Origin of the sequence: Massilia sp. DD77 (assembly GCF_036961685.1) — a bacterium.
In the GTDB taxonomy this organism is placed as follows: domain Bacteria; phylum Pseudomonadota; class Gammaproteobacteria; order Burkholderiales; family Burkholderiaceae_D; genus Telluria.
Window position 1 is genome coordinate 45,324 of the sequence record NZ_JBAMDH010000009.1, and the last position, 22,346, is coordinate 67,669.

A 22,346-nucleotide genomic window follows, 5' to 3' on the forward strand; every position below is an offset into this window, starting at 1 on the left:
AATCCTTTCGTTTGTCTCGCTTGTTGTTGGAATGTGTTCAGTGTCCGGTATGGTGGCCGGATGGCTTGCGGACCTTGAGCGCGGCCCCGCCGTCGTCCTCCGCCGGCACGGCCTGGCCGCGTGCGCGGATGGCGGCGGGCGGCTCGCCCTTCCACTCGTAGGCGACGGTCCCGGCCGGGTGCTTGTACCAGCCCGGATCGCGGTAGTCGCCGCGCTTCTGGTCCTTGCGAACCTTGAGCATGGTGAACATGCCGCCCATCTCGATGCCGCCGAAGGGACCCTGGCCGGTCATCATCGGCAAGGTGTTCTCCGGCAGCGGCATTTCCATGTCGCCCATCGAGCCGCCCTTGTCGCCCATGACCATGTAGTCCGGCACCAGTTTCGCGATCTTCTCCGCCACGCCGCGGTGGTCGACCCCGATCAGGTTCGGCACGTCGTGGCCCATGGCGTTCATGGTGTGGTGCGACTTGTGGCAGTGGAAGGCCCAGTCGCCCGGCGCGTCGGCGATGAATTCGATGGCGCGCATCTGGCCCACCGCGATGTCGGTCGTGACTTCGGGCCAGCGCGATTCCGGCCGGGTCCAGCCGCCGTCCGTGCCCGTGACCTCGAACTCGTGGCCATGCAGGTGGATCGGGTGGTTGGTCATGGTCAGGTTGCCGGCGCGGATGCGCACGCGGTCGCCCTGGCGCACGTTCATCGTGTCGATGCCGGGGAAGACGCGGCTGTTGAAGGTCCAGAGGTTAAAGTCCAGCATCTCGTTGACCCGCGGCGTGTAGCTCCCCGGCTCGATGTCGTAGGCGCCCAGCAGGAACACGAAGTCGCGGTCCACCGCGTGCAGGGCCGGGTTCTTCGGATGCGTGACCCAGAAGCCCATCATGCCCATCGCCATCTGCACCATTTCATCGGCATGCGGGTGGTACATGAAGGTGCCGGCGCGGCGCGCCACGAATTCGTAGACGAAGGTCTTGCCGGGCGCGATCGGCGGCTGGGTCAGTCCCGTGACGCCGTCCATGCCGTTCGGCAGGCGCTGGCCGTGCCAGTGGATGCTGGTGTTCTCCGGCAGCCGGTTGGTGACGAAGATGCGCACCCGGTCGCCCTCGACCACCTCGATGGTCGGGCCCGGGCTCTGGCCGTTGTAGCCCCACAGGTTGGCCTTCATGCCGGGCGCGATCTCGCGCACCACGGGTTCGGCGATCAGGTGGAACTCCTTGATGCCATGGTTCATGCGCCAGGGCAGGGACCAGCCGTTCAAGGTGACGACTGGATGATAGGGGCGGCCGTTGGGCGGCGGCGGGGGCGGCTGGGTGGCGGCGCTGCTCATGACCGGCGCCTCCGGCAGGGTGGCCGCGCCGGCGCGGCTTACCAGGCCCGCGCCCACCAGCGCTGCCGCGCCGGTAAAGAAATTGCGACGGGAAGTCATGCTGTGTCCTCGTTCAATGTTGGGGTCCGGCTGGGGGGACGGTTTGCTCGGGCGCGGCGCTGCCGAGGGCCACCGGCGCGCCGCCGGCGCCGCTGATGGCGGCCTGCAGGTCGGTTTCCGCGATCCAGAAGTCGCGCTGGGCCTCGATCGCGGCATTCACGCCTGCGATCTGCGCACGCGCGTCGGCCAGCAGCTCGAACACGCTCACCAGCATGCCGTTGTAGCGCAGCAGGACTTCTTCCGAGATCTTCTTGCGCAGCGGGACCAGCTGGTCGCGGTGCTGCCTGGCGATGTCGAAGCTGGTGCGGTAGGCGGAATAGGTTTCGCGCACCTGCGAACGGGCGTTGACCGCGATGCCGGCCGTGCGGTGCACCGCCTGCATGTAGATCGCCTCGGCCTTGGCCACGCGCGCGCCGCCCCAGTCGAACAGCGGCAGGGCCAGCTCGATCTCGTAGCCGTTCTCGCGCGGCGCACCGGTCTTGCTGGTGTTGGCGTAGCCCGCTTCCAGCACGTTGACGAAGCCGGTGGCCCTGGTCAGCCCCAGCGCGCGCGCGGTGGCGCTGGTTTCCAGCTGCGCCAGGCGCAGGTCGAGGCGCTGCTGCATGGCGAGCGCCTCGATGTTGCCGGCTTCGCGCGGCGCCGCCGGCAGCTCGGGCAGGCGCTCGGGCAGGATGAAGCCCGTGTGTTCTCCCCACACGCCCAGCAGGCGGGCCAGCCGTTCGCGCGCGGCCAGGGCAGTGTGGCGGGCGCGCGCCAGCCCGGCCGCCGCTTCCAGCGAGAAGGCCTGTTCGCGCGCCTGGTCGAGGGCGCTGAGGTGGCCCACCCGGGCCATGCGCCGGGCCAGTTCGCCGCTGGCCTCGGCCGCTTCATGCACTTGCTGCGCATAGCTGGCCGACTGCCTGGCCGCGACCGCGTCGAAATACGCCTTGCGCGTGTCGGCGGCCAGCTGCACTGCGGCGGTGGCGGCGACCAGCTTGGCGCCCTCGAAGCGGCGCGCCTCGATATCGCGCCGGATCGGCATGGTGAGCAGGCCGGCCAGGTCGAACATCACGCTGCGCTCGATGTCGGTTTCGCCGCCGCCCGACATGCGGCTGAAGCCGAAACCCGGATTGGCGAGCCGGCCGGCCTGCACCAGGTCGGCCTCGGCCACGCCCAGTCCGGCCAGCGAGGCGCGCAGCGAGCGGTTGTTGAGCAGGGCCACACGCACGGCCTGGTCCGGGCCCAGCGGCTCCTTCAGGAGGCGCGCAAGCTCGGCCTGGACCGCCTCGCCGGCCTTGTCGCCGCCGCCAGCCGCCGGCAGGCGCAGGTCCTGGCCGGTGCGCTCGGCCGTCATGGCCGAGACGGCATCCATGCCGCCGTCCTGCGAAAAACCGGCGCAACCGCCCAGGGCGAGCGCCAGCACGGCCGCGCAGACGGCGCGCGGCGCAGGGATCGGGAAACTGAGGCTCATCGTTTTCCCTCGGTGTGGTGATGCTTGCCGTGGTCGACGGGCGCCGGGGCCGGAGCCGGAGCCGGGGCCGCCGGCGCGCCGTGGTCATGGACGTGGCCAGGCCGGCTGCCGAGCGCATCGTTGGCCGCGCGCCAGCGCTTGTCGGGTGTCTGTGCGGCCTCGTCTTGCGCCGGCGGCATCGCGATGACGGATTCGAACACCAGCGGCGCGACGGCGGCCTTGGGATCGGCCGGGTCGGGGGCGCGCTGGGTCGGCTGGGCGTGCGCGGCAAGCGGCGCAGCCAGCAGGGCGCCGATGGCGGCCCAAAGCGTGAGTTTCATGATGCATCCTCAAAATCGGTAACGGCCGCGTGCCGGGGCACGCGGGTGCACGCGGGAGGGCGAAGCCCGTCCCGCTTCGATCAGGCGGAGTGGCGCCGGGGAGGCCGCTGAGGGCCGTCCGGAATGAAGCCGGCGGCGAAGGCGGCGGGCGCGATGACGACGGCTTCGGAGCCGCCGAAGGGAAGGAGCGGAGCGTAATCGGAGGGCGGGGCCACCGCGCCGATGCAGAACGCCGAGCAGGCGCTGCAGGACGAATGGGTCTTCCCGCCGTCCTGGTCCGGATCGCCGCTGTCGGCCATGCTGGCCGCAGCCGGCGCGCTCGCGCCGGCATCATGATGACCGTGGTGCGCATGCGCCTCGCCGGCATCCTGCTGCGGAGCCGGCGCCGGAGCAAGGATCGGCGCGGCCGCAGCGGCGGCCGTGTGGCGCATGGACTGGTGCTGCGGCATGCAGGACATGCCGATGCCCGCGGCCACCGCATGCAGCGGGAGCACGGCCATCAGGAGCCACACCAGGAAGGTCTTGAATGCGCGGGTCATAAGTGCCGCGAGTATAACACGGTGTTTTCGGGGGGCGGCAGCCTTCGCCGACGCGCGCAACACTGGGAAACAGCGGCTTGACCTTGCCATTGTCGGAAGGTCCAGCATGGTTGCTTTCGCTTTCAGGAGGCCGCCATGCCAGCGCCAGCAAGCCCGCCGCGCCCAATCCCTTGTCCCCCCTGCCTGTTCTGCCGCTACCGGCGCCGGGCGGCGCCGCCTTGCCAGGCCGATCCGGCGCCTAGGAAGCCTGCCTGAGCGGCCTGGCGCGCACCGTGTTCAGCTTGCCGGCGCCGACCAGGTTGACCGCATAGCCGTTGCGCCCGGCCGCCTTGACGCCGTACAAGGCCTGGTCGGCGGCGTGCATGAGCGCCTCCATGCCGGTATGCTGGGTGGCGACGGCGAGGCCGACACTGGCGGTGACGCGCAGCAGCCGGCCGCCGATGTCGAAAGGCTGGGCCATCGCGGCCAGGATCTTGGGGCCGATCTGGTGCGCTTCGTCGGCCGCCTGCAGCTGCTCGAACACGATGACGAACTCGTCGCCCGCCAGGCGCGCCACGGTGTCGGTGAGGCGTACCGCGCCTTGCAGACGGCGTGCGAATTCCACCAGCACGGCGTCGCCGGCGGCGTGGCCCCAGGTGTCGTTGATGTCCTTGAAATGGTCGATGTCGAGGAAGGCGACGGCCACGGTTTCGCCCGAGCGGCTGCTGCGCGCCAGGGCGGCCGGCAGGAATTCCTCGAACATGCGGCGGTTGTGGGCGCCGGTCAGCACATCGGTACTGGCCTTGCGCTCCAGGTCCTGGGCCAGCTGCTGGCGGTGGCGCGACAGCCGGTACACGGCGCGGCTCAGCGTCCCGAACTCGTCGCGCTCGCGGGTATCGAATACCTCGATGCCGGCGGCGCCGGCGTCGTGCGCCTCGATATTCTGCTGCAGCTTGTCGAGCGGCTCGAGCAGGATCTTCACCAGCGCCCAGCCGAACAGGCCCGCGAGCACGGTGAACAGGCCGGCCGCGGCAAAGGAATTCAGGCGCACCGACACCATGGGCGCGAAGGCGCTGCGCAGCGGATAGGACACCGCGATGGTCCAGTCGACCCCGGACAGGCGCTTGTGGGCCACGAGCGCGCGCGAACCCCCGTCCACCATGTCGGTGCGCCAGCCCTCGGGCGTGGCGCGCACCGCGTGCAGCACCGGCTGGTTCTCCGCGCTGGGCCGGGTCAGCAGCAGTGTCTTGTTCGGGTGGTGCACGACGGTGCCGTCGGTGGTGACGATGAACAAATAGCCCGCCTCGCCTGCGCGCAGGGCATCGATCTGGTCCGCGAAGGAGGGACGCAGCAGGTCGATGCCGCCCAGCAGGATGGCGATGATGTTGCCGCGCCGGTCAAGCACCGGCTGGCTGATCGACACCACAGGGCGGCCCGACAGGCCGCTGCTGAAGGGCGCCGAGACCACGCTGTCGCGCGTGGCCATGGTTTGCTGGAAGTAGGGCCGCTCGCTGACGTTGATGATCTTGTCATTGCGGTTCCTGAGGCTGGCGATGCGGTCGCCGCGCGCATCGTAGGACGTCACGTTGACGAATTCATCACGCAGGCTGTCGTGCGATTCGAGCAAGTCCTGGATGTCCTGCGGCCCGAGCGCGCGCGTCTGCGCTTCCTCGGCGATGGCGCGCAGCAGCTGCTGCTTGTGGCGGATGTCGTTGTCGATATAGGCGGCCGCGCCGCCCAGGGCCAGCAGTTCCTGCTTGGCGATCATGCGCTCGATCTGGAAGTCGGCGAACAGCAGCGAGATCCCGCCGACCCCGACGGCCGCGATCAAGACCATGCCGGTGACGAGCACGGACAGCTTGGACTTGAAAGAGGAAAAATACTTGATCATGATGGGACGACGGCTCCTGGGCGCGGGGGGCGGATGCAAACGGGGTCCGGCGGAGTCCAGGCCAGGTGGGTGGGTGTGCGGCGGGGTGGGGCGCATCACCGTGATAATTGGTGAGTATATCGAATTTCGTGCGTATGTTTCTGAATAACCAGACTTGTTGCCCAAATACATCGCTACCGCGCAACCTGACTAGGCCAGGGACGGACCTGGACAGGTCAGATAGTTGAATTGTGAATGGCGATCATCATGGATCGCAATTTGATTTCTATCTTGCAGGGCGCATACTGGAGTCATCTCCACCGCAAACGGAAATCCATCATGTCGACCCTGACCCACCAAGCCGCCTCCCGTTCCACCGGTTTCGCCCGCGCCGCCCTGGATGCGGTGCGCGGAATGTTCAGCGCATCGAATGAAGTCTGGACCCTGTACCGCATGAACCGCGGCGCCGATTCGGTATCGCCGGCAGTGATGCGCCGCCTGGCCGAGCGCGCCGCGCGCTGAGCGGCTGCGTAAATGACAAGCCCCGCACCGGGCGGGGCTGGAATCGCCGTCTTCGCGTCAAGCCGTTCGGCCGATGCCGGCATGTTCCCGCGCCAGGTCGATGAAGGCGCGCGTCTGCGCCGGCAGCCAGGCGTGGTGTGAAAACAGCAGGTTGACTTCCAGCGGCGGCGGCCGGTGCGCCGCCAGCACTTCCACCAGCCGCCCGGCCGCGAGTTCGGCCTGTACCAGCAGCAGCGGCGCCTGGACCAGGCCGAAACCGGCCAGCGCCGCATGCACCAGCGTCTGGCCCTCGTCGATGACGGCCACGGCGCGCCAGGCGCTCGACGTTTGCTCCAGCTCCGGCGCCAGCTCCACCGGCCGCGCGCGCCCGGTCTCGGGCAGGCGGAACAACATCCCTTCATGCTCCACGAGCTCGGCCGGCTGGCGCGGCACGCCCGCGCGCGCCAGGTAGGCCGGGCTGGCGCAGATCACCAGCGGCGTCGCCCCCAGGCCGAGGGCGCGCACGCTGCTGTCCTTGAGGCGGCCGAAGCGCAGCGCCAGGTCGTTGCGGTCGCGCACCAGGTCGCTGTGGCTGTCGCTGACGTTGAGGCGCAGCCGCACCATCGGATGGGCGGCGCGGTAGCGCGCCAGCAGCGGCGCCAGCCAGGGCAGGCAGCCGCCCGGGAGCGACAGGCCCAGCTCCCCGCCTAGCGCGGCGGGGGCGGCCAGCTCCTCCTGCAGCTGGTCGAGCTGGGCCAATAGCGCCGAATACGCCTCGAAGGCCGCCTGGCCGCGCCCGGTCGCCACCATATGGCGCTTGTCGCGTGCCAGCAGCTGCATCCCGAGTTCCGCTTCCAGCCGCGCGATGTTCTTGCTCACCCCCGAGGGCGTCAGGCCCAGCAGGCGCGCGGCGCTGGTGATGCCGCCGGTGCGCACGGTGTGCACGAAACAGCGCTGCTTGATCAGGTCCTGGGCGCCGAGTTTGACTTTGTGTCCAGTTGGTTTCGCCATGTTGTGCCGTTCCCGGTAGGCCGCCGTGGGCGGATAATGTGCTCCATTCCACTCTAACAGCGAAAGGAGCCAGCCATGCAAGTCCGCCACGTCGATTCGATCCCGATGCTCGAGTTGCCCGGCATCCGGCACCAGACCCTTGCCTCGCGCGCAGGCGGGATCGCGTCCTTCGAGGTCTGGCGGCAGGCGCTGGCGCCGGGCAGCGCGACCCCGCTGCACCGCCACGATTGCGAGGAAGTGGTGGTGTTTACCGGAGGCCGGGGGGTGATGCGCCACGCCGGAACCGAAACGCCATGCGCGGCCGGCACGGTGCTGCTGTGCCAGCCGAACGAGCTGCACCAGATCGTGAATACCGGCGAGGAAGCGCTCACCCTCTACGGCATCCTGTCGGTGTCGCCGGTGCCGGTGGTCGACGCCGCGGGCGCGGCGATTCCGCTGCCCTGGTAAAGAACATCACGCGCCGCCCAGGCGTTCGAACTCGCGCACGCTTGCCTGGCAGGCGGCCTTCACGTCGGCGTTCGCCGGCAAGGGCATCAGGACTCCGCCGCGGTTTGCCGCTTCGCGCTGTATCGCTTGCAGGCTGCGCCCCGGCTTGACGTCCTGGTCGAGAAGAAAGTCCACATACTGCCGAGTGAAGAACCGGTTTCGCCGCCGAGCCGGGCCTGCGTGTTCTTGTCCCAGGACTCGTCGGCCTTCGACGTTCGGACACCCATATAGATCGCCCGCGCCTCGCCAGGACCCATGCCGAGTTCGCGCAACAACACGTGTCGATTCAAGCGCCGATGGCATACCTCACTCAAAATTATCGATTAATCAATAATTCCTTGAGCGTCACGCGCCAGCGCCGCGGGAGTACGCGCGGCCTAGGAAACGTAGTGGCGGTGGAAGCGCCGGCCCAGGCGGGTCAGCAGCTCGTAGCCGATGGTGCCGGCCTGGGCCGCGACCGCGTCCACGTCCTGCCGCGGGCAGAGCAGGTCGACCGTCCGGCCCGGCGCCACGCGCGCGTCGAGCAGGCCGGTGACGTCGAGCGTGATCGAATCCATCGATACCGTGCCGGCGAAGGGAACCGCCACGCCGTCGACATAGGCCTGGGAATGGCCGCTCAGGGCGCGCAGCCAGCCGTCGGCGTAGCCGATGCCGATGGTCGCGATGCGGCGCGGGCCGCTGGCGACATAGCGCGCGCCGTAGCCGACGATGTCGCCGTCCGCGACCGTGCGCACCTGGACGATGCGCGCCGCCAGGCTCACCGCCTGGCGCAGCGGATTCGGCTGGCCCGGGTGCGGGTTGATGCCGTACAGCGCCGCGCCCGGACGCAGCAGGTCGTAGTGGTAGGCCGGGCCCAGGAACACGCCCGAGGAGTTGGCCAGGCTGGCCGGCACGCCCGGGAAGGCTTCGCGCAGCTGCGCGAAACGCCGGCGCTGGCGCTCGTTGAGCGGATGCGCGGCCTCGTCGGCGCAGGCCAGGTGGCTCATCACGAGCTTCACGTCCAGCCCCGACAGCCAGCCGGCATCGCCGGACAGCGCCGCCAGGTCGGCGGGCGCGAAGCCCATGCGCGACATGCCGGTATCCAGCTGGATCGCGGCCGGCAAGACGCGGCCCAGGCGCTGCGCGCTGGCGCGCCATTCCCGCAGCTGGCCCGGGTCGTTCAGCACCGGGATCAGGTCGTACTGGTAGAAGTCGGGCGCCGTGCCGGCGGGCGGGCCGTGCAGCACGTAGATGGCGCAGTCTTCCGGCACCAGCTGGCGCAGGCGCATGCCTTCGGCCACGTGGGCGGTGAAGAAGACCCGGCAGCCTTCCTCGGCCAGGGCGGGCGCCACCTGCTCCATGCCCAGGCCATAGGCGTCCGCCTTCATGACGGCCGCGCAGGTGGAGAAGGGCGCCTGGGCGGCGAGCAGCCGGTAGTTGGCGCGGATCGCCCCCAGGTCGACGGTCAGGATGGCGCCGGCGCGCGCCAGCTCGCTGGCGTGCACGGGGCTCACGCCTGTACCAGGCCGCCTTGCGGGGCGCCGCCCGGCGTGCCGGCGTAGCGGAACACGGCCAGGTCGTCGGCACGGATGGCGGGCGTCTTGCCGTCCACCAGGTCGGCGATTACGCTGGCCGAGCCGCAAGCCATGGTCCAGCCCAGGGTGCCGTGGCCGGTATTGACGAACAGGTTGCCGAGCGGGGTGGCACCCACCACCGGGGTGCTGTCCGGGGTCATCGGGCGCAGGCCGGTCCAGAAGCTGGCCTGGCGGGTGTCGCCGGCGCCCGGGAACAAATCGTTCACGACCAGTTCCAGGGTGGCGCGGCGGCGCGGGTTCAAGGCCTTGCTGTAGCCGGCGATCTCCGCCATGCCGCCCACGCGGATGCGGTCGTCGAAGCGGGTGACGGCGATCTTGTAGGTCTCGTCGAGGATGGTCGACACCGGCGCGCGGGACGCGTCCGTGATCGGCACGGTGATCGAATAGCCCTTGAGCGGATAGACCGGCAGCGGGAACCAGCGCTGCAGCAGCAGGCGCGAGTAACTGCCCAGGGCCAGCACGTAGCGGTCGGCGCTCAAGCTGCCCTTGTCGGTGACGACGCCGCTCACCTGGCCGCCGGTCTCGACCAGGCTGCGGATCTCGACGCCGTACTCGAAGCGCACGCCCAGGGCGCGCGCCATCTCGGCCAGGCGGGTGGTGAACAGCTGGCAGTCGCCGGTTTCGTCGTTCGGCAGGCGCAGGCCGCCGACCAGCTTTTCGCGCACATTGGCCAGGGCCGGCTCGGCCTGGGCCAGCTGCTCGCGGGTCAGCAGTTCGTAGGCGACGCCGGCGTTCTTGAGCACCTCGATGTCCTTGCCGGCGGCGTCGAACTGGGCCTGGGTGCGGAACAGCTGCAGGGTGCCCTGCTGGCGGCCTTCGTAGGCGATGCCGGTTTCCTGGCGCAGGGCGCGCATGCAATCGCGGCTGTACTCGGCGAGGCGCACCATGCGCTCCTTGTTGACCGCATACCGGTCGGCCGAGCAGTTCTTGACCATCTGCCACATCCAGGCGAGCTGGAACAGGCTGCCGTCCGGGCGGATCGCCAGCGGCGCATGGCGCTGGAACAGCCACTTGGCGGCCTTCAGCGGAATGCCGGGCGCGGCCCAGGGCGAGGCGTAGCCGGGCGAGATCTGGCCGGCATTGGCGAAGCTGGTCTCGAGGGCGGGACCGGGCTGGCGGTCGATGACGGTGACGGCATGGCCGGCTTTCGCCAGATAGTATGCGGTGGTGACGCCGACCACTCCGCTGCCCAGCACGATGACTTGCATGGCTTCCTCGACAAGAGAAAAGATTTTTAGGAAAGGTTGCCATGGTAGCGTGGGTGCTGCCATAATTGTTTCTGTTAATACACTCGTTTTTGGGAAAACTTCATGCGCGTGCAAAAAGCCTCGACCCGCATCCTGGACCGGATCGACCTGCACATCCTGGCCATCCTCCAGCAGGACGGGCGCATCGTCATGAAGGACCTGGCCGAGCAGGTGGGCTTGTCGCTCACGCCCTGCATCGAGCGCGTCAAGCGCATGGAGCGCGACGGCGTGATCAGCGGCTACCATGCGCGCGTCAATCCGCAGGCGCTGGGCTTGCAGATCCTGGTGTTCGTCGAGATCACCCTGCACCAGAAATCCGAGAAGGCCTTCGACCGCTTCAAGCGCGCCATGTTCGCCATTCCGGAAGTACTGGAATGCCACCTGGTCTCGGGCGACTTCGACTACCTGATCAAGGCGCGCATTCCCGAAATGTCCGAGTACCGCCGCCTGCTGGGCGAGATCCTGCACGTGGCCGACGCCGGCCAGTCGAAGAGCTACGTGGTGATGGAAGAGCTGAAGGAAACGCTGGCGCTGTCGATCGAGCGCTAGATACCCGGGCCGCGACCGGCCGAGGGTCTATAATCGTATTTTCCCTACCCGGTTCATATTCCGGCACACGTATGCGCGCTCATGAGGGGCTGGCCCTGTCTCTCCGTCACATGCTGATCCTGCTGACGGCGATCGGCCTGCTGCCCCTGGCGCTGCTCGGGGTCTGGACCATCCACGGCGCCGCGCGCTACCACGAGCAGGAGCAGGAAAGGCTGATGCTCAACCACGCGCGCGCCCTGTCCAGCGCGGTGGACACGGAACTGGACGCCACCGTCAACGTGCTGGCCTCGATGGCGCGCAGCCCCGAATTCACCAGCGGCGACCTGCGCGGCTTCCACGCGCTGGCGAGCGCCCAGGCCCAGCCGAACTGGCTGGGCGTGATCCTGTCGGACGATACGGGCAAACCCTTGCTGCGCACCATGGCGCCCTACGGGGCGCCGGCCGCCCCCACGGCCGATCCGGGCAGCCTCGACCAACTGTTCGCCTTGCGCCGGCCGGTGGCCGGACGCGTGACGCGCGGCAAAGGCGGGCGCGCGGCGGTCCCGGTGCGCATCGTGGCCGAAGGACGCGGTCACAGGGAGTACGCGCTCACCGCCGTGATCCGGCCGGACCGCTTCCTGGACGTGATCGCGCGCCAGAAGCTGCCGGCCGACTCGGTGATCTCGGTCATGGACGCCTCGGGACTGATCGTGGCGCGCTCGCGCAACCAGGAAGCCACCGTCGGCAAGCCGGCCAGCGCCACCCTGCAAGCCATGATGCGCAGCGGCGGCCGCGAGCACGTCGGACGCACCGTCACGCTCGAGGGCGCCGATGTCGTGACAGCCTTCACGACATCGGCGCGCTACGGCTGGTCGGTAGCGCTGGGCGCGCCGAACGCGGCCCACGGCTACACCTTCATCGAGCGCTTCGCCCTCTACCTGGCCGGCATCCTGGCCACCTTCGGCGCCTGCATCGGCATCGCCTCCTGGCTCTCCAGCCGCATCGTCCGCACCATCGGCGGAATGCAGGCCGCCGCCAGCGCGCTGGGCGAGGGCAAGGCGGTGACGGTGCCGCCGTCGCGGGTGAAGGAGTTCAGGCTGATGGGCCAGGCCCTGGCGGCCGCCGCGCGCCAGCGCGCCGCCCACGAGGAAGAGCGATCGCGCCTGCTGGCCACCCTGGAGCAGGCACTGGCGCGGCAGGAGGAAGCGCTGGACCAGGCGCGCCAGGCGGGACAGGCCAAGGACGCCTTCCTCGCCATGCTGGGCCACGAACTGCGCAATCCCCTGAGCCCGATCCAGGCTGCGCTCGACATGATGGACCTGCGGCGCGAGAGCGCCGGCCAGCGCGAGCGCGCCATCATGCGGCGCCAGGTGGACCACCTGCGGCGCCTGGTCGACGACCTGCTGGACGTGTCGCGCATCACTTCGGGCAAGCTGCGCATCGACCCCCGTCCCTTGAACCTGGCGGAGCTGGTGCGGCATGCCGCCGCGGCCCATGCCGGCGAGGCGGTGAGCGTCGACGCGCCGGAATCGCTCTGGGTCGACGGCGACGAGACCCGCCTGGCCCAGGTGCTGAACAACCTGCTGTCGAACGCCGCGCGCTTCGGCAGCAGCGACACGCGGGTCAGCCTGCGCGCGCACGACGGCAAGGCGCTGCTGGCCGTGAGCGACAACGGCGTCGGCATGACGCCTGGCCTGCTGTCGCAGGTGTTCGAACCCTTCTTCCAGGCGCCGCAGCCGCTGGCGCGGCGCACCGGCGGCCTGGGGCTGGGCCTGGCGATCGTGCGCAAGATCGTCGAGCTGCACGGCGGCGGCGTGTCGGCCCATAGCGCAGGTCCGGACCAGGGCAGCCGCTTCGAGGTGGTGCTGCCCCTGGGCCAGCCGGCCGAGGCGCCGCTGCCGCTGCCGGAACGGCGCCGCGACGCGCGCCGCCGCATCCTGGTGGTGGACGACAATGAGGACGCCGCGGCGCTGACCGCCGCCCTGTTCGAGGACCTGGGCCACGAGGTCGAGGTCGCGCACACGGCGACCGAGGGCCTGCGCGTGGTGCAGGGGCGCCTGCCGGCCGCCGCCATCCTCGATATCGGCCTGCCCGACATGGATGGCTACGCGCTGGCGCGCGCCTTGCGCCGCCTGCCGGGCGGCGAGCGGGTGCACCTGGTGGCGCTGACCGGCTACGGCCAGAAGGAGGATGTGGAACGGGCGATGCAGGCGGGCTTCGACGTCCACCTCACCAAGCCGGCCGGCGTCGAGGCGCTGGTCAATGCGCTGGTGGCCACGCCCGCGAGCGCGCCGGCGCCGGACTGAAACCGGCCCGCGTCCGGCAAGACGGGCGCGGCAAGCGTATACTCGTCCGGTGTCGATTCCACCAGGAGAGTGCAGCATGAACGCCACCACGAGCCTGAGCACGCTGCTCGGCATCCGCCACCCCATCATCCAGGCCCCGATGGCGGGCGTCTCCACCCCGCGCCTGGCGGCCGCCGTCTCGGAAGCGGGCGCGCTCGGCTCGATCGCGGTCGGCGCCGGCAACGCCGCCCAGGCCCGCGCCGCAATCCAGGAAGTCCGCAAGCTCACCGCGAAGCCTTTCAACGTCAATGTGTTCACCCACCGGCCCGCCCAGGCCGATCCGGCGCGCGAGGCGCAATGGCTGGATTACCTGCGTCCTCATTTCGCCGCCCTCGGCGCACAGCCACCCGGCGCGCTGCGCGAGATCTACACCAGCTTCCTGGCCGATCCCGCCATGCTCGAGGTGCTGGTGAGCGAGCGTCCGGCGGTGGTCAGCTTCCACTTCGGCTTGCCCTCGGCGGACCAGATCGCGGCCCTGCGCGCGGCCGGCTGCGTGCTGCTGGCCAGCGCCACCTCGCTCGAGGAAGCGCTCGCGGCCGAGGCGGCCGGTGTCGACGCGGTGGTGGCCCAGGGCTACGAGGCCGGCGGCCACCGCGGCGTGTTCGACCACGAACAGCCCGATCCGGCGATCGGCACCCTCGCCCTGGTGCGCCTGCTGGCGGCGCGCCTGCGCCTGCCGGTGGTGGCGGCCGGCGGCATCATGGACGGGCAGGGCATCGCCGCCGTGCAGCGGCTGGGGGCGGCGGGCGCGCAACTGGGCACGGCCTTCATCCTGTGCCCGGAATCCTCGGCCACGGCCCACCACCGCCAGCTGATGCGCGCGGGAGCAGGAAAAGACGCAGGCATGGAGCCCGGCGAGGGCGGCGGCAGGCTGCGCACCGCGATCACGGCCGCCATCTCCGGGCGCCCGGCCCGTGGCCTGGTCAACCGCTTCTTCGACGAGGTCGGCGCGTCCGGCCATCCGCCGCTGCCGGACTATCCGATCGCCTACGACGCGGCCAAGGCCCTGGTCGCCGCCGCAGGCGCGCAGGGCGTGCAGGACTACACGGTCAACTGGGCCGGCCAGGGATTCCAGCTGGCGCGCGAACTGCCGGCCGCCGAGCTGGTCGAACGCCTGGCGGCCGAGATGGCGCAGGGCTAGCGGGCCGGAACAGGATTGAGGCAGATCAGGTCCGGAGCCGCCCGCCCGGCGATAGTGGCAGGGCGGCGCGGGAATGGACAGGTCGAGAGACACGGGGAGGGCGTATGGGCAGGACGGCGATCGTGACGGGCGGAACGCGCGGACTCGGCAAGGCGATTGCCCTGGCCCTGCGCGAGGCGGGGCACCAGGTGGCGGCCAATTATCTCTACGACGAAGAGGAAGCGCACGCATTCCAGCGCGAGCACGGCATCGCCGTCTACCGCTGGGACGTGTCGGATTTCGCGGCCTGTTGCGAGGGCGTGGCGCGGGTCGAGGCCGAACTCGGCCCGGTCGGCGTCCTGGTCAACAATGCCGGCATCACGGCCGACGCCATGTTCCACAAGATGAGCGAGGAGCAATGGTGGAGCGTCATCCAGACCAACCTCGGGTCGATGTTCGCCATGACCCGGCCCGTCATCGAAGGCATGCGGGCGCGCGGCTTCGGGCGCATCGTCAACATCAGCTCGATCAATGCGCGCAAGGGGCAGGCCGGCCAGTGCAACTACGCCGCGGCGAAGGCGGGCATCATCGGCTTCACCAAGTCGCTGGCGCTCGAAAACGCGGCGCGCAACGTGACCGTCAACGCCGTGGCGCCCGGCTATTGCGACACGCCCATGGTGGCGGCCATGCGCCCGGACGTGCTGGCGGCGATCACGGCCGGCATCCCCGCCGGGCGCATGGGCGCGTCGGCGGACATTGCGCGCACGGTGGTCTTCCTAGCCGATGAGGCCGCCGGCTTCATTACCGGCGCCACCTTCGACGTCAATGGCGGGCAATACCTGGCTTGAGGCCCGGGCTGGTCCTGCCCTTGCGCCATGCCGGACGTGCAGGTCCCGCCGGCCCTTCGCTTACCAGGGGCTGCCGGCGGCGCGCTGGGCGCGCAGGGCGGACGGCGCCAGCAGGGTGCGGTTGCGACCGCCCTCCTTGGCCCGGTACAGGGCGGCGTCGGCATCGCGCAGCAGCTCGCTCCAGGCTCCGTGCTGCTCCAGCACGCTGACGCCGATGCTGATCGTGCAGCGCATCGGTCCGGCCGTCGAGGCCACGCGCAGGGCGGCGAAGCCGGTGCGGATGCGCTCGGCGCAGGCGAGCGCCTCGCCGGCGCGGGTTTCCGGCATCACGCACACGAATTCCTCGCCGCCCAGGCGGCCGATGTAGTCGCTGCCGCGCAGGCTGCGCAGGCAGGTCGCCACCAGGGCCCGGATCACGGCGTCGCCCGCCGCGTGGCCGTGGCGGTCGTTGACGCCCTTGAAGTGGTCGATGTCGATCATTGCCACCGCCAGCGGGCGGCCGTGGCGCAGGGCAAGGGTCAGGTCGCGCTCGGCCAGTTCGGTCACGTAGGCGCGCGACAGCGCCCCGCTCAGACTGTCGTGGCGGCAAGCGTCGAGTAATTGCTGCTCGCGCAGCCAGACCTCGCGCCGCAGGCAGCCGTTGATGCGCGACAGTCCCAGGGCCAGCAGCAGGGCCGCGCCGCAGGCCGCCAGCCCTGCCAGCCACAGCGCGGAAGGCAGGGCGAGCGCGCCCAGCACCGCGAAGGCCAGCACCGGCGCCGCCAGCACCAGCAGGCAGCGCAGCGGACGCGGATCGACCAGGCCGATGGTGAGCATGGAGGCGACCAGGGCCGGTGCGCCATGCATCAAACCGTGCTCGATGGAATCGGCGCACAGGAAGAGCGCCGCGGTATGGGTGGCGAACAGGACGGCGCAGCGCCAGGTCGGCGACCAGGGCAGGCGGCTGGTGAACCAGGTGAGTGCACCGGCCGCGACCACGGCCAGGCGCAGCAAGAGCAGGCCGGGCGCATTGGGCAGGCCCAACAGGACATCCCAGGCGCCCAGCATCAGGACGCAGGCGCCCAGCGCCGGCCCGAGCGCGGGCAGGAGGCGCCGTACCGCAAGGTCGGCGCACTCGTCGAACTGGCGTGCCTGCTCGGGTGTCAGCGGCGGCGCGCGCGGCCGCCGGTGCGGGAACAGGCCACGGCCTGGCGCCTCTGTTGGTGGCGTCGCCTCTGTGCGGGGAAAAAACACGGACATCGCATTGCCTTTGCTCACATGAGCATATGAATCGGCTGCTTACCCGTGATGGATCGCGAATCCAGTGCGCAAGATGCTTGATGTGGATCAAAACGGCCTGTCGCGCGGTCAACCGATTCGCATAGCGACAGGCTACACCTTCTACAGCTCGATGACGAGGTCTGGGCGGAAAGCTTCCTGTTCACCCTTGCTGAGGTAGCCGAGCGGGTTGGCGACCACGCGACAGCGCCAGTCCCGGCCGTTTTCGTTGCCGCTTACCACATAATCGTTGTGGCAGTGCAGGTGGCCGTGCACCCAGACGTCGGCCAGGGGCAGCATGTGGTCCATGGCATTGCAGAATCCGGCGGTGCCCGGCGTGATGCCGTAGCGCGGGTCGGCGCTCTGCAGGCTCGGCGCGAAGTGGGTCACCGCCACCGTGACGCCGTCGAAGGGCGTGCCGAGCGCGGCGCGCAGCCAGGCCTGGCAGTCGAGCGACATCCCGCGCATTTCCTCGGCCAGCACCGGCACACCGGCCTTGAGCGTGGTGTTCTTGCTCAGGTAGTAGTTGGCGGCGCGGAAGGCCTTGGAGCGCTGCTGCAGCTGCTTGGTCAGCTCGCGTTCGCGCACCGCGAGGGCGTCGAAGTCGGCCCACAGGGTGGTGCCGATGAAGCGCACGTGGCCGAGCGTCACGGTTTCGCGGTCGAGCCAGACGATGCCCAGGCGCGCGCAGGTGGCGCGCAGGCGGGCATAGGTCTCGTCGAACTCGAGGCCGTCGAATTCATGGTTGCCCGGCACGTAGAGCACGGTGCGGCCGTCCGGCGGCGCGAAGCGCTCCAGCCCGAAGTCGCTGCCGTCAAGGCGCGAGCCGGCCTGGTAGGAGCCGATGTCGCCAGCCAGGATGACGACGTCCGTATCGGCGCCGATGACGGGCTGGAAGGCCGGGTAGCGTTCGAGATGCAGGTCGGAAAAAAGCTGGATGCGCATGGTTCGCGCAGTATAGCGGGAACGCCCGGACCTTGCCCCGTTGCAGCGGCTACCTGAAGCCGCGGGCGCCTTGGCAGCTCAGCGCGCGTGGCGCGGGTGGTGGAGCTGCGCCGCCCGCAAGGGGCGGCCGCGCACGCGCATGCGCAGGCGCGCGGCCGTGGGGCGGGCCGCCATCGCCAGCGCCAGGTCGGTGGTGAGCCGGTGCAGCGACAGCAGGTCGCGCAGGGCGGCCAGCACCTGGCGCCCGAGAGCCACGTCGCCGGCCTCGACCAGCGACGCCGCGCGGTGCAGGGCGGACAGCAGGGTGGCGTTTTCGGCGCGGTGCTCGTGCAGGCTGGCGTAGCCCAGGGCTTCCATCGCCATCTCCTCGTGGCGAAAGCCGGCTTCGACCGCCGCCACCAGGGAGGGGAACGCGCGCACGAAGCCTTCGTCCGGCGCGCTCGCGGCATGCAGGAGGCGGCTGCAGAGGTGCTTGCGCGCATGGCGGATGGCGGCGCAGATGGCGCGCGTGCTGTTGAATGGAATGCGGCGAGGTGGAATGCGGGAGAGGGTCATGGCGCGCTGCTGTTCGTATTGCGATGATTGGAATGGATGAGTCTCGCCGTCCGCTGGGCTCGTGGGTTTGAGATAGATCAAACTTTTTGGAAGCAGGGCCTCAATGCGCGCAGAGCAGCGGCGCCGGCGCCCGGTGCAGCAGGGCGCGGGTCGCGCCGCCCAGCGCCCACTCGCGGTAGCGGCTGTGGCCATAGACCCCCGCCACCATCAGCCCGGCGTGGCTGTCGTGGGCCAGGGCGATCAGGGCGTCGCCCGCCGTGTCGCGGGTGCGCTCGACCACCACCTCGACCTGCACCCCATGGCGCGCCAGGTAGCGCCCCATCTCCGCGCCCGGCTCTTCGCCGTGCAACTCGGCCTGCTCGTCGGGATTGACCAGCACCAGGCGCACCAGCGGCGCCTCGCGCAGCAGCGGCAAGGCGGCCTGGATGGCGCGGATGGCCGGCACGCTGCCGTCCCAGCCGACCACGGCGGTGCCGGGAATCGCTTCGTTGCGGTAGCTGGTCGGCACCACCAGGACCGGACGCGGACCATGCAGGGCCAGGAATTCGGGCAGGTGGCGCACGCCCGCGGTGTGCGCTTCGGGCGGATCGTCCTGGCTCAGCACCACCAGGTCGGCGTAGCGCGACTGCAGCAGCAGGGCGTAGCGGGTGTTGTCCTCGAGCACGCGCGACTCGACCGAGGCCGCGCCCAGCTGCGCGGCCTGTTCCTCGAAGGGAAGGAGCTGGGCCGCCACGGCGTCGCGCAGGTCCTGGTAATCATTCTCCGCGATCGGCATGGCCATCGAGCCGTTGAGGATCGCGTAATTCGCCATCGACATGCCGGTGGCGGCGCTGCCGACGAGGTGGGCGCCGTGCCGGTTTGCCAGCAGCACGGCGGCGCGCAGCCGGCTGTCCTGGCGCACACTGCCGTCGACGTGAACGATGATGGTCTTGTACATGATGACTCCCTCCATGATGGTGAAGCCGCTAGCATCGTCGCTTGCACCGTCTACTCTACGCCTTGCCCATGCCGCTGTCAGTACCGCTTCGCGCCCGGTGCGTCCCCCGATCGATTGACAAATGGAAACGTGTCCATTAGCGTGGACGCTCCTGTTTCTCCATGCCGAAAGATGACCAAGCTCCTTCGTACCGCCGCCGCCCTGTGCGGCCTGCTTGCCATGGGCCCCGCCCAGGCCGAACAATTCAAGGTCCTGCTGTTTACCAAGACCGCCGGCTGGCACCACGACGCCGTGCATGCGGGCGTGACGGCGGTGCAGGAGCTGGGCAAGCTGCATGATTTCGAGGTGTTCTGGACCGCGGACGCGGGGCGCGTGATGAACGACGCCGAGCTGGCCAAGTACCAGGCCGTGGTCTTCCTGCTGACCACCGGCGACGTGCTGGACGACACGCAGCAGGCCGCCTTCGAGCGCTACATCCGGCGCGGCGGCGGCTACGTGGGGGTGCATAGCGCGGCCGACACCGAATACGGCTGGCCGTGGTATACGAAGATGGTCGGGCACATGTTCCACATCCATCCGGCGGTGCAGACGGCGGTGCTGAAGGTGGAGCAACGCGACTTCCCCGGCATGGAACGCTTCGCCCCGCGCTCGCTGTTCACCGACGAGTGGTACGAATACGGTCCGGCGCGCGCGAAGCTCAACTATCTGTTGAGTGTGGACGAGTCGACTTATGCGCCGCAGACGGATTGGGGCGACAAGAAGGGCAAGGGCATGGGCGCCTTCCATCCGGTGGCCTGGTACCAGGACTACGAGGGCGGCCGCGCCTTCTACACGGGACTGGGCCATATGGCCGCCACTTACCGCGATCCGCTATTCCTGCACCACCTGTATGGCGGCATCTATTGGGCGGCGACAGGCAAGGGCTTCCGCGCCGATGAAAGACGCCTGGAGAAGCCCCCTGCCTGATGGCGTGCAGCGAATCCTTCCGCAGCGATGCCGATGCTGTTGGCCGAAGCTGTCGACCGGCCATGCTTCGCCGTCATGGCAAGCTCAAGTCCAAACTGAGGCTCCTGAGCAAGACGAAGGTGATGAGCCCCAGGACCAGGAGCGATAGCACGAAGACGGCCGCCGCCTTGCCGGCCGCGCGCAGCACCTCGCGCTGCTCCTTCTCTTTCTTCTTCTTCCCTTGATCGTAATGCCACTTGACGGCGAAGAACATGCCCGTGCCCAGGACGAGCATCTTGAAGGTAAAGAAGACTATGGGGAACCAATCCATCACTTTGTATATTTCCAGGCTTACTTAAGGGACCACCGGCACCATCGGACGCTCCAGCGGGCTGCCATACAAGTATGGTCTTGCCGCCCGTTCTAGGGCATTCTACGCAGAAGCAATTTCCATACATTGAGACAAAATGTCCCAGTTGAACTCCATGCAAGATGACGATTCGTTAATCTGGGTGCCGCGATTGGCCGTGCACGGCGGGCCGCGCTTCCTGCAGATCGCGGATGCCCTGCAGGTGGCGGTGGCGAATGGATCGCTGAAACCGGGCGACCGTCTTCCTCCGCAGCGCCGGCTGGCGGCGCAACTGGATGTCGACCTGACGACGGTCACCCGCGCCTACGACGAAGCCAGGCGCCGCAACTTGCTGGAGGGCCGCGGCGCGCGGGGCACTTATGTGGCGGCGCCAAAGGTCGAGTTGACCTCGGTCCTCGACCTGAGCATGAACAACCCGCCGCCGCCGGACGGTGTGGACCTCGGCGACATGTTGAAGCAAGGACTGTCCCAGGTGCTGATGGGGGCAGATCATGCCTTGCTGATGACCTACCACTTGGGCGGGGGCAGCGATTCCGGCCGCGAGGCTGGAGCCAGGTGGCTAGCACCGATGTTCGGGCATCTGGATGCCGGGCAAGTCCTTGTCTGTCCGGGTGCGCAAGCGGCGATCGCCGCATTGATGCTCGCGCTGACGCAGCCCGGCGACGTCATCCTGGCCGAGCCTGCGAGTTATCCCGGCTTGCGTGCCGCGGCAACCCAGTTCGGCCGCCACCTCATCGCGGTGGGCGCGGACCGGCACGGGATGGTGCCCGGGCTGCTCGAGGAAGCGTGCCGCGCACACAAGCCTGGGCTGATCTACCTCAATCCGACCTTGCAGAACCCGACCGCGGTCACCATGCCGGAGCGCCGGCGACAGGAACTTGCCGCCATCGCAGAACGCTGCGAGGTGCGCATCGTCGAAGACGATCCCTACTGGCTCCTTGCCAACGCGCCGCCGCCGCCCATTGCCACGTTTGCCCCGGAACAGGTCTATTACATCTCGACCCTCTCGAAATGCCTGACGCCCGGCTTGCGTGTCGCTTTCGTGCTGGTGCGCGATCCGCAGGTACGGGAAGGTTTCCTGGCCGCGCTCAGAGCGTTTGCGCTGATGGCCGACCCGCTGGCGGCAGCGCTGGCCACCCAGTGGATCCTCGACGGTTCGGCCGGCAGATTGATGGAGGGGGTGCGCAAGGAGGCGCGCCTGCGCCATCGGATGGCGCGCGATATCCTTGCAGGGCGCTACAGGGGCGCCGGAGACGGGCTGCATGTATGGCTCGCGCTGCCGGCGTATTGGAACGCCTCCCAGCTTGCGCGCGCGGCCGGCAGCGCGGGCATCGCGGTCACGCCGGCCGAGGCATTCGCCACGGACGGCCGCTCCGTGAATGCGATCCGGATCTCCTTGGGCAGCATCAGGGACCGCGGGCGCTTGCAAGCGGGCCTTCAACGGCTGTCTCACCTGCTTGCGCGACGGCCCGAGGCCTTCAGTGCTGCCGTGGTCTAGCCGATGCGCGCATCTGCGCCGGATGGCGTCGACAGTCCCGCGGAGAAAACCGCTTGCGAAGCCTGGCCTGCCAGGATCAGGGCGCGTCGTCCGCGGCCGCTTCCTGGACCGGCTTCCCGAGCGCCTCGTGCACACCGCTGCCGACCACCGCGGCCATCATGGCGCGCATGTCGTCCGCCTGCACCTGGCCGAAGCGCTCGGCGAACAGCTGCTGCGCACGTTCCCATGCCGGACGCGCGGCCGTGATGACTTCGCGTCCGCGTCCGCTCAGTTCGATGACCCTTTCGCGCCTGTCCTGTTCGCTCGCCCGGATCACGATCAGCTCCTCGCGCACCAGCGGCTGCAGGTTGCGCGCCAGGGTCGTGCGGTCCATGACCATGGCCTTGGCCAGCTGGTTGACATTGGCGCTGCCGCGCAGCAGCTTGGCGAGGATCGAGAACTGGGTCACGCGCAGTCCGGTCCCGCTGAGCATCTGGTCATAGAACGAGGTCAGGTAGCGCGACGCCTGCCGCAGCGAGGAGCAGTAGCAGGGCGTGTGGGCAAGCTGTTCAATATTCATGGGCGGCAAGACAAGGGCAAAAGCGCAGTATAGCCCCGTGTT

The 22,346-nt window shown here is 69.4% G+C and carries 23 protein-coding genes; 8 read left to right on the forward strand and 15 right to left on the reverse strand.

Annotated features, from left to right (window positions below):
* Positions 1 to 37 precede the first annotated feature (37 nt).
* The 5 genes from V7778_RS06815 to V7778_RS06835 form a co-directional block, all read right to left on the reverse strand.
* Entirely contained in the window at positions 38 to 1,420 is a 1,383-nt protein-coding gene (locus V7778_RS06815; RefSeq protein ID WP_335553087.1) for a multicopper oxidase family protein, read from the reverse strand.
* 13 nt (positions 1,421 to 1,433) lie between these two features.
* Positions 1,434 to 2,870: a TolC family protein gene (locus tag V7778_RS06820; protein WP_335553089.1), complete on the reverse strand. Its 1,437-nt coding sequence runs from the start codon at positions 2,868 to 2,870 to the stop codon at positions 1,434 to 1,436.
* Entirely contained in the window at positions 2,867 to 3,190 is a 324-nt protein-coding gene (locus tag V7778_RS06825) for a hypothetical protein (protein WP_335553091.1), read from the reverse strand. Before V7778_RS06825 ends, V7778_RS06820 begins: the two co-directional genes overlap by 4 nt.
* A gap of 80 nt (positions 3,191 to 3,270) precedes the next feature.
* On the reverse strand, positions 3,271 to 3,729 hold the full coding sequence (locus tag V7778_RS06830; RefSeq protein ID WP_335553094.1) for a hypothetical protein: 459 nt from the start codon (positions 3,727 to 3,729) through the stop codon (positions 3,271 to 3,273).
* Positions 3,730 to 3,967: 238 nt separating this feature from the next.
* Entirely contained in the window at positions 3,968 to 5,599 is a 1,632-nt protein-coding gene (locus V7778_RS06835) for a sensor domain-containing diguanylate cyclase (protein WP_335553096.1), read from the reverse strand.
* A gap of 318 nt (positions 5,600 to 5,917) precedes the next feature.
* Here V7778_RS06835 and V7778_RS06840 point away from each other — a divergent pair, with 318 nt between their 5' ends.
* Entirely contained in the window at positions 5,918 to 6,100 is a 183-nt protein-coding gene (locus V7778_RS06840) for a hypothetical protein (RefSeq protein ID WP_335553098.1), read from the forward strand.
* Between the two features lie 57 nt (positions 6,101 to 6,157).
* Here V7778_RS06840 and V7778_RS06845 read toward each other — a convergent pair whose 3' ends face one another.
* Complete coding sequence (locus V7778_RS06845; RefSeq protein WP_335553100.1) at positions 6,158 to 7,090, reverse strand: LysR family transcriptional regulator; 933 nt, start codon at positions 7,088 to 7,090, stop codon at positions 6,158 to 6,160.
* Between the two features lie 75 nt (positions 7,091 to 7,165).
* Between V7778_RS06845 and V7778_RS06850 the strand changes: the two genes are divergently transcribed.
* On the forward strand, positions 7,166 to 7,537 hold the full coding sequence (locus tag V7778_RS06850) for a cupin domain-containing protein (protein ID WP_335553102.1): 372 nt from the start codon (positions 7,166 to 7,168) through the stop codon (positions 7,535 to 7,537).
* Between the two features lie 6 nt (positions 7,538 to 7,543).
* Here V7778_RS06850 and V7778_RS06855 read toward each other — a convergent pair whose 3' ends face one another.
* The 3 genes from V7778_RS06855 to V7778_RS06865 form a co-directional block, all read right to left on the reverse strand.
* Positions 7,544 to 7,711: a hypothetical protein gene (locus V7778_RS06855; protein ID WP_335553104.1), complete on the reverse strand. Its 168-nt coding sequence runs from the start codon at positions 7,709 to 7,711 to the stop codon at positions 7,544 to 7,546.
* Between the two features lie 242 nt (positions 7,712 to 7,953).
* The gene (gene alr / locus V7778_RS06860; RefSeq protein WP_335553106.1) at positions 7,954 to 9,069 is read right to left on the reverse strand and encodes an alanine racemase; all 1,116 of its coding nucleotides are present in this window, start codon (positions 9,067 to 9,069) and stop codon (positions 7,954 to 7,956) included.
* The gene (locus V7778_RS06865) at positions 9,066 to 10,358 is read right to left on the reverse strand and encodes a D-amino acid dehydrogenase (RefSeq protein WP_335553108.1); all 1,293 of its coding nucleotides are present in this window, start codon (positions 10,356 to 10,358) and stop codon (positions 9,066 to 9,068) included. The genes alr and V7778_RS06865 overlap by 4 nt, the downstream gene beginning before the upstream one ends.
* A gap of 102 nt (positions 10,359 to 10,460) precedes the next feature.
* Here V7778_RS06865 and V7778_RS06870 point away from each other — a divergent pair, with 102 nt between their 5' ends.
* The 4 genes from V7778_RS06870 (at position 10,461) to phbB (ending at position 15,238) form a co-directional block, all read left to right on the forward strand.
* Complete coding sequence (locus V7778_RS06870) at positions 10,461 to 10,946, forward strand: winged helix-turn-helix transcriptional regulator (protein ID WP_211518261.1); 486 nt, start codon at positions 10,461 to 10,463, stop codon at positions 10,944 to 10,946.
* 71 nt (positions 10,947 to 11,017) lie between these two features.
* On the forward strand, positions 11,018 to 13,231 hold the full coding sequence (locus V7778_RS06875) for a hybrid sensor histidine kinase/response regulator (RefSeq protein ID WP_335553110.1): 2,214 nt from the start codon (positions 11,018 to 11,020) through the stop codon (positions 13,229 to 13,231).
* A 76-nt stretch (positions 13,232 to 13,307) separates the two neighbouring features.
* Positions 13,308 to 14,411, forward strand: a complete 1,104-nt coding sequence (locus tag V7778_RS06880) for an NAD(P)H-dependent flavin oxidoreductase (RefSeq protein WP_335553112.1) — start codon at positions 13,308 to 13,310, stop codon at positions 14,409 to 14,411.
* A 104-nt stretch (positions 14,412 to 14,515) separates the two neighbouring features.
* Positions 14,516 to 15,238 carry an acetoacetyl-CoA reductase gene (gene phbB / locus V7778_RS06885; RefSeq protein ID WP_335553114.1) on the forward strand — a complete coding sequence of 241 codons (723 nt, stop codon included), beginning with the start codon at positions 14,516 to 14,518 and terminating at the stop codon, positions 15,236 to 15,238.
* Between the two features lie 60 nt (positions 15,239 to 15,298).
* On the opposite strand, the gene V7778_RS06890 is transcribed toward phbB, so the two are convergent.
* The 4 genes from V7778_RS06890 to V7778_RS06905 form a co-directional block, all read right to left on the reverse strand.
* Entirely contained in the window at positions 15,299 to 16,477 is a 1,179-nt protein-coding gene (locus V7778_RS06890) for a GGDEF domain-containing protein (RefSeq protein WP_335553116.1), read from the reverse strand.
* 141 nt (positions 16,478 to 16,618) lie between these two features.
* Entirely contained in the window at positions 16,619 to 17,440 is an 822-nt protein-coding gene (locus tag V7778_RS06895; protein WP_335553118.1) for a metallophosphoesterase, read from the reverse strand.
* A gap of 78 nt (positions 17,441 to 17,518) precedes the next feature.
* Complete coding sequence (locus tag V7778_RS06900; protein WP_335553120.1) at positions 17,519 to 17,995, reverse strand: bacteriohemerythrin; 477 nt, start codon at positions 17,993 to 17,995, stop codon at positions 17,519 to 17,521.
* Between the two features lie 100 nt (positions 17,996 to 18,095).
* Positions 18,096 to 18,932 (reverse strand): universal stress protein, encoded by an 837-nt coding sequence (locus tag V7778_RS06905; RefSeq protein ID WP_335553122.1) that lies wholly within the window; start codon positions 18,930 to 18,932, stop codon positions 18,096 to 18,098.
* Between the two features lie 171 nt (positions 18,933 to 19,103).
* On the opposite strand from V7778_RS06905, the gene V7778_RS06910 reads away from it, so the two are divergent.
* Complete coding sequence (locus V7778_RS06910; protein WP_335553124.1) at positions 19,104 to 19,898, forward strand: ThuA domain-containing protein; 795 nt, start codon at positions 19,104 to 19,106, stop codon at positions 19,896 to 19,898.
* A gap of 73 nt (positions 19,899 to 19,971) precedes the next feature.
* On the opposite strand, the gene V7778_RS06915 is transcribed toward V7778_RS06910, so the two are convergent.
* Positions 19,972 to 20,208, reverse strand: a complete 237-nt coding sequence (locus V7778_RS06915) for a hypothetical protein (protein WP_335553126.1) — start codon at positions 20,206 to 20,208, stop codon at positions 19,972 to 19,974.
* A 154-nt stretch (positions 20,209 to 20,362) separates the two neighbouring features.
* Here V7778_RS06915 and V7778_RS06920 point away from each other — a divergent pair, with 154 nt between their 5' ends.
* Positions 20,363 to 21,745, forward strand: a complete 1,383-nt coding sequence (locus V7778_RS06920; protein ID WP_442920705.1) for an aminotransferase-like domain-containing protein — start codon at positions 20,363 to 20,365, stop codon at positions 21,743 to 21,745.
* A 76-nt stretch (positions 21,746 to 21,821) separates the two neighbouring features.
* Here the strand turns inward: V7778_RS06920 and V7778_RS06925 are convergent, their stop codons facing one another.
* Entirely contained in the window at positions 21,822 to 22,304 is a 483-nt protein-coding gene (locus V7778_RS06925; protein WP_335553130.1) for a MarR family winged helix-turn-helix transcriptional regulator, read from the reverse strand.
* Positions 22,305 to 22,346 lie beyond the last annotated feature (42 nt).